The following is a 12,279-nucleotide window of genomic DNA, read 5'->3' as shown; positions in this document are numbered from 1 at the left end:
CCTGACTGATCAAAAACCAGTAATAAATTTAATTTGGCAAAGACGCAACTGTTTCCGAACAGTCGTGTCTTTGCCTTCTGAATCTCCTGGCATCGCGTCCGATCGCTTCTGCAAGAATTGTAGCATCTGGCACAGGGTCTGGCGTGTAGTAGGCGGCGGCTTTTTTGGCGACGATTTCGACTTGTGCGCCTGCGAGAATCCAATCTTCGAGGATGGGGAGGCGATCGACTACTTGAATGCCAGAATTGATAATAGCATTGTATTTGAGATGGCTCATGGAAACTAAACGGTCAGTGCGAGGGATACCCAACCAGTGCAGCACGTCTGGCATTAGTTCTTGAAACCGCATATCTTGAAATCCTGCAACACATTGAGTGCGAGTAAAATAGTCATCAGGGCGATCGCCACCTTCGAGCCTTTTGGGAGCATCTCAGTTTTGCAAAAAGCATTTTTTTATTATAGTGCGAGCACGCAAGAGCTCGCGTATTCTACAACTCGCGAGCGGGGACAGCACTTATAAATGCAAAACTGAGATGCTCCCAGCCTTTTTCTGGCATTGTACACCAAAAACTTAGTTACTTCCCCCAAAGCTCTGCCTTGCTTGCGGAAGTAAACAATTACCCCAGAACTACCGGATTGTGCCGTTTGGATGCAAATTTCGATACCCTGTACCAAATCAGGACGGCAACAAGTGCAGATATCCGAACTAAACACGTCAGAACCCTTGCATTCATCGTCTACCCGTACCGCCAACTGCTTCTGTGGGTCAGAAATATGCACGACATTGCCAATAATATAAAGCAACACGGCTCAGTTGATTTTAGATTTGGGGATTGGGGAATGGGGATTTTTCATTTAAGATTTTAGATCGAGTGATATGCTTGGGTAAATGTTAATTTTTTCCGAAGTGAGTAACACCAAATCCGGTAGCATCAGAATGATTCATCTCTCTATTCTCGGACTCTGTGTCCTCTGTGTTCTCTGTGGTTAAATCATTCCGATGTAACGGTCAACGATATAACGCTATATACATGAACGCGATTTTTTATGAAAGCAATCTCTGTGTCTATTTTTAGATTACTTTTGCTCTCCCTGAGGGGCTTATCCCAGCAGCAAAATTTGACAGATATCATGTTTATTAAAGCTGCTATAATGTTATTGTATAACCCAATAGAGTTCATTTAAGGAGAAGAGGGCGGATGAGAGCATTGACACACTGGATTGTTTCATGAATTATTAGCAGATACGCGCCCCTACAATAGACATCTTCAATAACTCTCAACTCAATAAAATATTAACTAGAAAATTTCATGTTGCCAGCTACATCTAATTATTTGCTAAAAAATGGTCGCGTACCCGAATCTCTTCTAGAGATGAAATCGATCGCCAATTCAGCGTCTACTATCACCACAACAGCCGATCGCAATTTTTGTCTGGTGGATCTGGAAATTGCCAACGGCGCGATCGCCCAAATCATCCCCACAGGTACAGAATCTTTATCCCAACTTGCAGATATTCCGATGGTAGACTTGCAAGGCGGCTTAATTTTCCCGTGTTTTGTCGATATGCACGCGCATTTAGACAAAGGACATATCTGGGAACGATCGCCCAATCCCGATGGAACGTTTGCTAGCGCGATCGACACAGTGCACGCTGATGCCCAAAAATACTGGAATGCAGAGGATGTTTACCGGCGGATGCAGTTCGGCCTCCAGTGCAGCTACGCCCACGGAACCAAGGCGATCCGCACTCACATCGACAGCGCAGGAGAACAGGGAACCGTTAGTTTAGCAGTATTTACAGCCTTGCAGGCCGAATGGCGCGATCGGCTAATTTTGCAAGCAGTTTCCCTAGTTTCCCTCGACTATTACCTGACACCCGAGGGCGAAAAATTAGCAGACAAAATTGCCCAAATCGGTGGCATTCTCGGCGGCGTCGCCTACATGAATCCCGATTTAGACAAACAACTCGATCGCGTATTTAGCTTAGCCCAAGAACGCGGTTTAAACCTCGACTTCCACACCGACGAAACTGACGATCCAGAATCAACGACACTGCGAGAAGTCGCAAAAACCGCTATTAGGCATGAATTTGCAGGTCAAATAATCTGCGGGCATTGCTGTAGTTTAGCCGTACAACCGCCAGACTTAGTAACAGAAACTTTGACATTACTCAAGGAAGCAAATATTGGCATTGTCAGCTTGCCGATGTGCAACCTTTACCTGCAAGACAGACAATCTGGGCGTACACCGAGGTGGCGCGGAGTGACTGTCTTGCATGAACTAAAAGCAGCAGGAATTCCCGTCGCAGTTGCTAGCGACAATTGTCGCGATCCGTTTTACGGATTTGGCGATCACGATGTTTTGGAAGTCTTGAATATGGCAGCCCGTATCGCCCATTTAGATCGGCCTTGGGAAAATTGGCCGCGCACAGTCACAACCACAGCAGCCGACTTAATGGGATTGCCGAATTTGGGACGAATCGGAGTTGGTTTACCCACAGATTTGATTTTGTTTAAGGCGCGGAATTTTAGCGAATTGTTATCTAGATCGCAGCGCGATCGCACAGTTTTGCGGCAGGGTAGAGCAATTGATACAACTTTGCCGGATTACCGGGAACTAGACGATTTGTTGCATGAAAACTCGGCGGTTGAAACCGCTTCTATACAAACAAAACCCGCCTCCGCGGGTTGAAGAAGACTCGGCGGTTAAAATTATTTTATCTTCTTCAGTCCGCAGAGGCGGACTTCGTTTTTGTAGACGCGGTTTCAACCGCCGTCTTATGCGGTTAAAATTATTTTATCTTCTTCAGTCGGCGTCCGGCTGACTACCCTTCGGGAAGGCTAACGCCTACGTTTTTGTAGGCGCGGTTTCAACCGTACGTCCTATCTTGTCAAGTGACAACAGATTTGATATAAATATAAAACCTGATGCAATCGAGGATGTTTTAAGTGAAAGCAGTTATTTTATTGTCGGGAGGGCTGGATTCCTCAACAGTTTTGTATCAAGCCAAAGCCGACGGCTGCGAATGTTATGCGATATCCTTTGACTACAAGCAAAGACACCGGCGAGAGTTAGAATCAGCACGGGCGATCGCACTTTCAGCACAGGTTAAGGTGCATCAGGTGGTAAACTTTGACTTGACGCAGTGGGGCGGTTCGGCTTTGACAGACAATCAGATAGAATTGCCGATCGATCGCAATCTGGCAGAAATGTCGCAAAACATCCCCGTTACCTACGTTCCAGCTAGAAATACCATTTTTCTCAGCTTTGCCCTCGCCTACGCCGAAACCCTAGGAGCTCAGCGAATTTACATCGGTGTCAACGCTTTAGATTATTCCGGCTATCCCGACTGCCGCCTCGATTACATCCAAGCCATGCAGGAAGTATTTCGGTTGGGAACCAAGCAGGGAAGGGAAGGAGAAGCTATTAAGATTTTCACACCTTTGATAGAACTTAAAAAAACCGAAATTATTCAATTGGGCAACAAGTTGGGAGTGCCTTGGACACAAACTTGGTCTTGTTATTCAGGCGGGGAAAAAGCCTGCGGCGTTTGCGATTCTTGTCGGCTGCGGCTGGCTGCTTTTGACGAATTAGGATTAAAAGATCCGGTGCCTTACGCTTAATATTGCAGGTTTGCAAGGGAGCATCTGAGTTTTGAAGAGGGCGAAGCATGACCGCATATAAGTTATTAGTTATAATCTCCTATTTTCTACGGTCATGCTTCGCCCCTACGGATATATTTGCCTTGCGCCAGATGCACCCTTTCAATCCGCACTAATTGATTGTTTAACTCACTGAAATTAACCAATTTGTAGGGTTGGCAATGCAGATAGATTGATTTTGAACACCGCGAGTCTCGTCAAGTTTAAGGGTTTTGATTTTGAAATCAAGCTCTCGATCAATTTTCTTTGCTTGAAATATGAAAAAATCTCAAGCAAAATAGCGATTTCCTGCTTTTTGTGCAATTTAAATTTATTCCGCCGAACAGTGCTGGGTAGGGTGCATGTCACTTGGGCAAATATGTTTGTAGGGGCGAAGCATGACCTCCGTCAATATCGGATGATAACTAATAACTTATATGCGGTCATGCTTCTTCAGGCTTCAAAAACCAGATGCACCCGCTGGGTACATACAGCCAGCACTGTCTAGCACGATCGTTAAATCAGGCAATTTTAGGCTAATTTTGAACAATAACAGTCTCTAGCTTCGGTATTTCGGCTAAGGAGTTCGGTTCCAGCGACAAGTGCCGTTTTTTGACCTTACCAGCGTGGTATATAGGCGTTGCACAAAGTCAGCCAACTATTTAATTTGAAAGTCTACCTACAAGTACGGTATTGACTCGGAAATGGCTGCGAAGTTTATTATATTTATCAGTATTTATACGATTGAATCCTGGAGTTTTAGGAGATTATAGTTAAGATCGAATGCTTCAACAAACAATAGCGATCGCTATTATCGCCATCATTTGCTACCAAATTCTAGATTAAATCTACTCCGGCATTCGCACAATTGTCTCTCGCAAAAAATGAATGTGTGACTGAAAAACCATCAGCATCTAACCTTGACAGAATAAATACTAAATCAATGACTACTCATCCTTCTTTGCTCAGCTCCATATCATTCGATCCGCTATCACCATCGGTAGACTTATCTGTTTCCTTCGCGCAAAAGTATCTACAACAGATGAAAAGCGGTACCCCTGCGGTTGTGGGTGAGGATAAATTTATCGAACGACGGCGTATCAGTATGGCAAAACAAATGTTGACATCGCTGCGTTCTGTGAGTGCAAAATCCTGGACAAAAACTGACTACCTATTGGCAGAAACGTTAATTGAACACGGTATAGATACGGATCTGATCGATCCTTGGTATATTTCTGGTGGTATTCATCAAGTTTATAAGTTTGCGATCGAAGCATATAGCGAGCAATTGTCGCCCTATCGTATAGTTAACAAGGTGAGCCCAGTTCTCGGACAAGTCCGACAGCACGTTACAGCAATTGATCCCCGCGTGATTGGCTTTGTGGCGATGCAATATCACTACACGGGAACGCAGTTGATGGACTTGCTCCCTGAGGGAGAACAGGAAAATTTTGGTAACTACGTCAAGATGCTAGACGATCATTTATATATGCCACTGCAACGCGCATACCAAGCTGCTGCAAAGCATCCACCGAATGCGATTCCGGTGCAATCTGTTCGCCTGCTGATGTCGAAGATGAGCTATATTGCTGAACGGGTAGTCGATCGAGTGAATCAACTGTACCCACGCTATCGCTGTTATTCTGGGCCCCTTAACAGTGAACGTATCCGTACATCAAGTGTTCGTGATGTCGAGATGTTTCAGGTTTATATGTGGGTTTGTTTGCTCGAAGGCAATTTGCACGCGCTAGAAACGGAACTATTTCCCCTGTGCGTGATGATTTACCCTCGACTGAATGTCAGTTGGGAGCTCGTCAGCCAGATGACTCACCTACTTCGTAAGGAGATTGGGGCTTGTCTGTCACCCGAACAAGCGCAGTATTGTGAACCCTTCTATGAGATTCTGCGCCGTATGTTTTCAGAGGAAGTTTTCCCGAATGCTTGATACCGCAAAAACTCTTACGAACAGCACAAAGCTTGATATTAAAGGACTTTAGCTTGTTCCTCCAACATTAGTTATTGTCCTGTTTATTTTGAATTTCGTTTTGCATTTAATCAGACTAAAAGCCGATCGACATATTTGCGATCGTCCTCCCCATCAAAATCCAAATATAATACCAATTCAAAAAAATGTTTCTACAATAATTCAATACGGTTTACTTAATATAGTCCGAAGAGAGGAACGAAGCAATCTCCGTATCTATTTTTCAGAGGGTTTTACCCCCAGGGCGGTCTTAAGTAAACGGTATTGTACAATAATTGAGGTTGAGTTTGTTTGCTGAAATCTTGTCGGTGGTGCGTCGCCATAGCTGATTGTTCATCTCTTTTAAGGTAAGCTTTCTGGCGACACACCCTACCAATATTGTTGCATTTATTTTTTTAATTGGTATTAACTAGAAAACTTCGCCGCACCTCTCAAACCGCCATTCGATCGCCCTTTTCCCCCAACTTCCCCGCCCGCCGCTGCAACTTCACCCAAAACTCGATCGCCCGCCGTCGCACTCAACAACTGAATTTGAATCTGATCCAACCGCGGCCCGCACACAGAAACTACTGTAAGTTCCGCATTTTCGCAGCGCCAAACTTCCCCAACCGCCGGCATTCTTTGCAACTGATAACTCAGAAAACCTCCGATTGTCTGATATTCGTCTGTCACCTGCAAGTCCAAATTCAATATTTGATTGACATCATCTACATTTAACTGCGCTTGCGCTAAAAAAGTGCGATCGTCCAATACTTGCAAAGCTATTTCTTTGCTGTCGGGCGACTCGTAAGTGCGGCCGATAATTTCAGCGATCAAATCCCTCAGCGTCACCAAGCCGGAAATGCCGCCAAATTCATCGACGACGATCGCAATTTCTTCCGACGAACCCTGCATCAAAGGCAGTAATTCCCCCAGCAGCATCATTTCCGGCACAAATCTCACCGCACTAATCCAAGTTACAATCGGCGTGTCGGGAGATAGCAAACCTTCAGCTAAGGGTTTCGCCAGTTGTTTGAAGCCAATAATCCCGATAATATCGTCTAAAGAATCTCCCGTGACGGGATAGCGGGAATGGTTGGAAATCGCCATTTCCGAAAGCAAAGTTTGAAACGTAGCCGTCTTGGGAAGTGCCACAATGCTGGGCCTGGGTACCATCACTTCTTCTACGCAAACTTCGCCAAATTCAAACACGTTATTCAGCAATTCTCGCTCTTCTGCTTCCAAGCCGCTTGATTCGCTGGAAGTCGCTATAATTAATTGCAGTTCTTGGGGCGTAACTGGCTGGTGCGTGCGCTCGTATTCGATTCCCGCAAGCTGCAATAGCGATCGCGTGGATTGATTGAGAAACGACACAAAGGGATTGAACAAGCGGGAAATCAATAAACTCGGAGGCCCTAAACTTCTGGCTAGCTGTTCGGAATAAACTAAGGCTACAGATTTGGGCAGGATTTCGCCGAGTACGATTTGCAGGTAAGCTAGCAGGAAAAAAGTTACTATTGAGATGCTGGCAGAATGGGCGATCGCCGATTTGATATAGATTGGTAGCGGCAAATAGCCGATCGACATTCGGATCAGTACGGCGATCGTATCTTCTCCAATCCAGCCGAGAGCTAAACTAGAAAGAGTGATTCCCAACTGCATTGTTGAGAGCAATCGCTCGATACTGTGTATCAAAGATTGAACAGTTATCGCCGGAACATCGCCGGCCTCGACTAATTGATTGATGCGCGATCGGCGTACCGTCACCATCGAAAACTCAGCCGTCACGAAAAAAGCATTGATCGCAATCAGCAGCAGCACTGACAGCAACCGCGACAGCACCTCTGCCCAACTCATCGCAGGTAAATCAGCTATCTCCTGAACTCTAGCCCCTAAAAGTGACACAATTCTCCCTAGAACAACTTTCTCGATCGAACCTGAGAATCAGATACATTTAACCCGGTAAATCCCGGACTAAGCCCAGAATAGCCGTGTATGGCAAAACAGAAAAAGCAGCAAGCTCTCCTGTCAGGGAGGTATCTCTCAAAGCTTTCAACAAAATATTGAAAGCGCCATTTTTATCCCTGTCCAGAGTGTGTCCCCATTCTGGACATTTAAAGATTTTAGCTCCACCCAATTTAGCGTGGATATGCCCACATTTTGAGCAAGTTTTCGATGTGTACTCTTCTGTTACGTCTACTACAACACCACCATGTTTGGTGGCTTGATGCTTCAACATTTGCTTAAAACGATAATGGCTCAACGTGACCATCGCTCTAGCAGTTTTAGTCGCCAACCTACGCCTACCTTTCTTAACCATTTGCTGTGTTTCAAAGGTTGGCAAGAAAATTAGTTTGTACTTGGCTGCAAAATATTTTGCAGCTTTTTTGTGCAATTCATTAACTAAGTTCTTGATTTTGATTCTAATTTTTGCTGCCGATTTCCGCAAGCAATACCTCAGTCGCTTGAATTGCCTCCCTTTACTTAGTCCAATGCGGGACATTAATTTGTCTAGATGTCTTGCTAGCCGATAGATGCGACCAATATCGTTTTTTCCTATTTCGATAAAGTCACTGCCGTCAAAACCAGTAACAAAAGTCCTAACACCTGGATCCAGTGCGACAGCTAAATCACTATCGATCGGCTTTATTTTTGGTTCGTCAATCACATAGCAGATAAACCACTGCCTGTCGATCAAACTGAGTGTTGGCTCGTGTTGCATTACCTCAACGATTGGTTCGGACGCTTTAAAGGTTAGCCCTTTAGTAGCAAGCGGGTAAAAAGCCCCGAACTTCCAGTTAGATGTTTGAAATCGGATAGTTTGAGATGTGTCTAAACGGCTTCTAAATTTTGCCGTTCCTTTTGCCTTTTTAGCAGCTTTGTGTGCTTCAAAAGCTTGAAACACTGCCATCTGTCGCGGGTTGTAAGGTTGTTCGCAAACCCAGTCGGGAGCCGAATCCATTATCTTTTTTCTTAAATCATACTTGCCTATTTTTTCGTCCTTAAGAATAGCAATTGCTTGGTTGTAACACCACCTACTTGCCGCAATCCAAGTCCTCCATTTTGCTGCTAGCTTGGCTTCCGGGTAAACTCGAATCTTCTTTGATAGCAGATTTGTATTTTCCCAGACCGTAGAGTCGGCTGCTAAAGACGTGGATGATAGCAAGGATGTCTTCAACCATTTCTCGTTCACAAGACAACTCGTTTCTGCTGAGAACCATGAGTTGGCAATTGTTTTGTTCGCAGATCCATTTGATGAGCTCACCACCGAACCTTGCGAGTCTGTCTTGATGTCCGACCACAACTGCTGAGATATCTCCCGACATGACTTGTCCCAAAAGGGCAAGCAGCGCTTTTCTTTTGAATTTGAGTCCGCTTCCGATGTCTTTGAAGACCTTGGCTTGCAGGTAGATACTTTGGAGGTAGCTGACTTGTCTGTAGAGGTCTTCTCGCTGTTTATAGCTGCTAACCCTGGCGTAGATGGCTGTAATTCGGTCGTGTCTGCCTCCGAGAACGCTGTCGATGTCGTAGCGTCGCTGGTTGGATGGGGTTCTGATTGCTGATATTTTGCCGACAAGTTCCCAGTTTCTAAGGGTTTTATCTGAGACTTGCAGGATTTTGCAAGCTTTTCGCGGTGTGACATATTTTGTCATCGCTAGGTGGTATTTTTGTTTTCAATCCATAGTGCCAGCTTTTACAATGATTTACTAGGAATTTCTAGGAAATTATTTACTTTATGTCAACAGTCTGGAGGTTTGGTCTCCTTTTGTCTCATACCATTGTCCGAAAATAATGCAAATGTAAGCCCGTGCTCCAAACACTTAATTCATCAGCCATTCCAAATCCCAAATCCAATAATTACTTTGCCACTGGAATGCCAGATATTTGCAACTGTAATTTTTGGCCTGGATAATCTGTCAGCGTCAGCGAAACTTCCTTAGCATTTTCCAGCAAAGCTGTAGGAATACTCACCGTACCGTAATACACCTGCCCGTTGGGTGGAAGTTCCGCCGGCAAATCCTCAGCAGTCGCCGAAAGAGCCCGCCCTTGATTGTCAGTGACGTTCAAGAAACTGTAGAGAAACCTCACAGCTTGGGAACCTTCGTTTTTCATGCTCACGTCTAGCAGCATCGAGTTGCTGCGCTGGCTGGCTGCGCTCACTTCCAGAGTTACTCCCCCGTCGCGACTGTTCAGGGGAAACTTGGCACTGGTATTTGCCGCAGCCGGTTTTTTGGCTGTGGCAGGTTTAGAGCTTGCCTTGTCTGCTTTAGTATTTGTCGCGGCTGTTTTTTTGTCAGGATCGCGACCTTCTACCCGCGCTTTGACGGTTTTAAGAATGTCTTTTTCTTTCAAAATGCTCACTTGGTCTTTGCTAGCCGCAGCTCCCTGCTTACCGCTGCCAGCATTGTTGCTGGGGCGAACATCAGGTTGAGTCGTTCCTTTCAACGCTTCGCGACCTATAGTAAATCCCCAAACAGAACTCGTCACACCTGCTCCAAACATTAGAGTTAGCAGAATAAGAGTCAGCACTACCGTCGAATTCACCTTTCTTCCTCCCTAGAGACTCCCGCCATAACTATACTCGGCTTGGCGGTGAGAGGAAAGGGAGGCCAGGGTCTATACTGCATTATGTATCTCCATAAAAGGAAACCGTTGCGCCTCAAAAGTGGTTATTCTCCCTGGCATACCTGCTGACATTACAGGATAGAGGCTGCTGATATTGTTCTTTCGCTTACCCGCCTCAGTGGGGCGTTTAATTTGGGGATTGCTCCCTCTCGGATTGCTCCGGTAATGTTAGCTTCGACAAAGTTAGTGGTCGGTACTTTCTCGCTTGGCACTGTCTCCCAAATGACTGTTTAACCTAAGAGTTTTAGAGCTACGGACTAGCTACGCATCCGTAGGTAAGAACGTGACATACCCGACACTCATTTTGTAAACAAATAGAGTGCGGGCTTCCTCTTTCAACGGGAGAGCCTTATTCGCAGCCCTCTCTAAGCTGGTCTTATCCTCCCTCCGTAGGTTTTACTCACCTTTATGTGGTACTCACTAGCAAGATAATTACTTATCTTTTCCGGCAGACTCCCTGTGTCCCAAGGAGTAGAATTGTTGATTTTTTCACCCATCCATCAGCTCTTTTACGGCTTAGCTGGATATTGGGGCTACCAGTCAGAAACTGATAGGTGGTGTCTAGCCTTTATACAACGGAAAGTTCGCCCACCACGGCTACTCTTATCATCCCCGCTTAGTTCGAGCCTATCATGGATTCGCTATCGCTCAATTTGTTTGGTGCTCGTTTTCATCCCGTCACTCATCCTGTAAACGGATAGAGTGCGGGACTTCCAACTCGTATTAGTTAAACGCCTTGCCACTAACGCAGGCATTACTGCCTGAGTCTGGTCAACTAGGGCTATGTTTCAAGCCCCCGTTATAGTCGGTACTCCGATTTAACGGTGGGTTGTTGACTGCCATTGCCTATAAGTTGATTCCAAGTCGTAGAAACTGCTAATTCCGGTCGATCGACTCCAGCACAGAGGTGATGCAGGCGATCGCGGGTTCGGCAGATCTAAAAGATTTTGATTTTTGTTCTCTAGTTCTAGCACGGACTGGGAAATTATGTTATACTACTTTTGAGTTGGATCGACATAAGTCGATCTAACGGCAGTTGGCCGAGCGGTTTAGGCAGCGAACTCATAATTCGCCCCAGGCAGGTTCAACTCCTGCACTGCCGATTTTAAGGTACGTAGTTGCGCTTGGGCGCTCTTGTCTATACTACTGATTGGAAAAACTGAGAATCTGTTTCTGCCGTTAAGGTACGTAGTTGCGCTTCAGCGCTCTTTCATGAAGCAAAGAGCGCTAAAGCGCAACTACGTACCTAAGTCAGTTGTGTCCCGGATGTTTCGAGGCTAACGAGCGACATCAACCCTTAATCAATTCCACTCCGTCGCGCCCGTCAAGTTCTTGAACATACACCTTAACTTGTTCTTCCTTGGCTGTCGGCAACTTTTTACCCGTAAAATCCGGCTGAATCGGTACTTCTCGGTGGCCGCGATCGACTAATACCGCCAACCAAATTTTCTCCGGCCGCCCGTAATCGTTTACCGCATTCAAAGCCGCTCGAATTGTTCTACCTTTATATATAACGTCATCTACCAACACCACCGTTTTGCCGGTCAAATCGAAAGGAATTTCTGTTTTAGCAGGTGTCCGCATCGCAACTCGATCCAAGTCATCTCGGTAAAACGTAATATCCAAAGCACCCACGCATACTTTGACTTGTTCGAGGACTTCAATTTGAGCTGCCAACATTTGAGCTAAAGGCACTCCTCTAGTATGAATCCCCAACAGCACTAAGTCCGAAGGAGCTCCTGATTTTTCGACAATCTGGGAAGCGACGCGGGTGAGAGTGCGCCTCACTTCATCCGGGGATAAAATCTTAATAATTTTAGTCATTGCTGGCTGCGAGCTAATGGTTGGCTGTTGGCGAATCGAACAATTTTAGATTTTAGATTTTAGATTTTAGATTGACTGGACAAATTAATCTCAGGGTTGGAACAATTATTAGATGTGAGACTTCGGCGTTAGTGTCAGCGTCGAACGATTTTAGATTTTAGATTGACTTGACAGTTGAATCTGGGAGTAGAACTACTAACGTCGAAACTTGTTTGGCTCTTCC

At 45.5% G+C, this 12,279-nt stretch carries 10 protein-coding genes and 1 tRNA gene; 4 read left to right on the top strand and 7 right to left on the bottom strand.

What is annotated here, in order from left to right; all coding sequences use genetic code 11:
* Positions 1 to 28 precede the first annotated feature (28 nt).
* Positions 29 to 349 carry a hypothetical protein gene (locus JGK11_RS06545; RefSeq protein ID WP_293211030.1) on the bottom strand — a complete coding sequence of 107 codons (321 nt, stop codon included), beginning with the start codon at positions 347 to 349 and terminating at the stop codon, positions 29 to 31.
* Between the two features lie 107 nt (positions 350 to 456).
* A complete protein-coding gene (locus tag JGK11_RS06540; RefSeq protein ID WP_293190253.1) occupies positions 457 to 807 on the bottom strand; it encodes a hypothetical protein in 351 nt (116 codons plus the stop codon).
* Between the two features lie 503 nt (positions 808 to 1,310).
* Between JGK11_RS06540 and JGK11_RS06535 the strand changes: the two genes are divergently transcribed.
* The 3 genes from JGK11_RS06535 to JGK11_RS06525 all read left to right on the top strand — a co-directional run bounded on the left by JGK11_RS06535 (position 1,311) and on the right by JGK11_RS06525 (position 5,588).
* Entirely contained in the window at positions 1,311 to 2,693 is a 1,383-nt protein-coding gene (locus JGK11_RS06535) for a cytosine deaminase (protein ID WP_293211027.1), read from the top strand.
* Positions 2,694 to 2,950: 257 nt separating this feature from the next.
* The gene (gene queC / locus JGK11_RS06530; RefSeq protein ID WP_293206355.1) at positions 2,951 to 3,625 is read left to right on the top strand and encodes a 7-cyano-7-deazaguanine synthase QueC; all 675 of its coding nucleotides are present in this window, start codon (positions 2,951 to 2,953) and stop codon (positions 3,623 to 3,625) included.
* A 910-nt stretch (positions 3,626 to 4,535) separates the two neighbouring features.
* Positions 4,536 to 5,588, top strand: a complete 1,053-nt coding sequence (locus JGK11_RS06525) for a hypothetical protein (RefSeq protein WP_293211025.1) — start codon at positions 4,536 to 4,538, stop codon at positions 5,586 to 5,588.
* Positions 5,589 to 6,032: 444 nt separating this feature from the next.
* On the opposite strand, the gene JGK11_RS06520 is transcribed toward JGK11_RS06525, so the two are convergent.
* From JGK11_RS06520 to JGK11_RS06505, 4 genes are all read right to left on the bottom strand, one after another.
* Entirely contained in the window at positions 6,033 to 7,463 is a 1,431-nt protein-coding gene (locus tag JGK11_RS06520; RefSeq protein ID WP_293182467.1) for a hemolysin family protein, read from the bottom strand.
* A 97-nt stretch (positions 7,464 to 7,560) separates the two neighbouring features.
* Positions 7,561 to 8,703 (bottom strand): transposase, encoded by a 1,143-nt coding sequence (locus JGK11_RS06515; RefSeq protein WP_293211066.1) that lies wholly within the window; start codon positions 8,701 to 8,703, stop codon positions 7,561 to 7,563.
* Entirely contained in the window at positions 8,642 to 9,259 is a 618-nt protein-coding gene (locus JGK11_RS06510; RefSeq protein ID WP_293182433.1) for an IS607 family transposase, read from the bottom strand. The genes JGK11_RS06515 and JGK11_RS06510 overlap by 62 nt, the downstream gene beginning before the upstream one ends.
* A 205-nt stretch (positions 9,260 to 9,464) precedes the next feature.
* Positions 9,465 to 10,109 carry a hypothetical protein gene (locus JGK11_RS06505; protein WP_293190294.1) on the bottom strand — a complete coding sequence of 215 codons (645 nt, stop codon included), beginning with the start codon at positions 10,107 to 10,109 and terminating at the stop codon, positions 9,465 to 9,467.
* Between the two features lie 1,153 nt (positions 10,110 to 11,262).
* Between JGK11_RS06505 and JGK11_RS06500 the strand changes: the two genes are divergently transcribed.
* Positions 11,263 to 11,335 (top strand) — tRNA-Ile (locus tag JGK11_RS06500).
* A gap of 187 nt (positions 11,336 to 11,522) precedes the next feature.
* On the opposite strand, the gene pyrR is transcribed toward JGK11_RS06500, so the two are convergent.
* The gene (pyrR, locus tag JGK11_RS06495; RefSeq protein ID WP_293182435.1) at positions 11,523 to 12,056 is read right to left on the bottom strand and encodes a bifunctional pyr operon transcriptional regulator/uracil phosphoribosyltransferase PyrR; all 534 of its coding nucleotides are present in this window, start codon (positions 12,054 to 12,056) and stop codon (positions 11,523 to 11,525) included.
* Between the last annotated feature and the right edge of the window lie 223 nt (positions 12,057 to 12,279).

Source organism: Microcoleus sp. PH2017_34_RAT_O_A (assembly GCF_020737885.1).
GTDB lineage: Bacteria > Cyanobacteriota > Cyanobacteriia > Cyanobacteriales > Microcoleaceae > Microcoleus.
The sequence above is the reverse complement of the archived record's forward strand: the minus strand, read 5'-3'. Positions and strand labels throughout refer to the sequence as shown.

Excerpts from the sequence above, each read along its gene's own strand:
- JGK11_RS06505 (WP_293190294.1), bottom strand. The coding sequence starts at position 10,109 with ATGTTTGGAGCAGGTGTGACGAGTTCTGTTTGGGGATTTACTATAGGT.
- pyrR (WP_293182435.1), bottom strand. The coding sequence starts at position 12,056 with ATGACTAAAATTATTAAGATTTTATCCCCGGATGAAGTGAGGCGCACT.
- JGK11_RS06520 (WP_293182467.1), bottom strand. The coding sequence starts at position 7,463 with ATGAGTTGGGCAGAGGTGCTGTCGCGGTTGCTGTCAGTGCTGCTGCTG.
- JGK11_RS06535 (WP_293211027.1), top strand. The coding sequence starts at position 1,311 with ATGTTGCCAGCTACATCTAATTATTTGCTAAAAAATGGTCGCGTACCC.
- JGK11_RS06510 (WP_293182433.1), bottom strand. The coding sequence starts at position 9,259 with ATGACAAAATATGTCACACCGCGAAAAGCTTGCAAAATCCTGCAAGTC.
- JGK11_RS06545 (WP_293211030.1), bottom strand. The coding sequence starts at position 349 with ATGCGGTTTCAAGAACTAATGCCAGACGTGCTGCACTGGTTGGGTATC.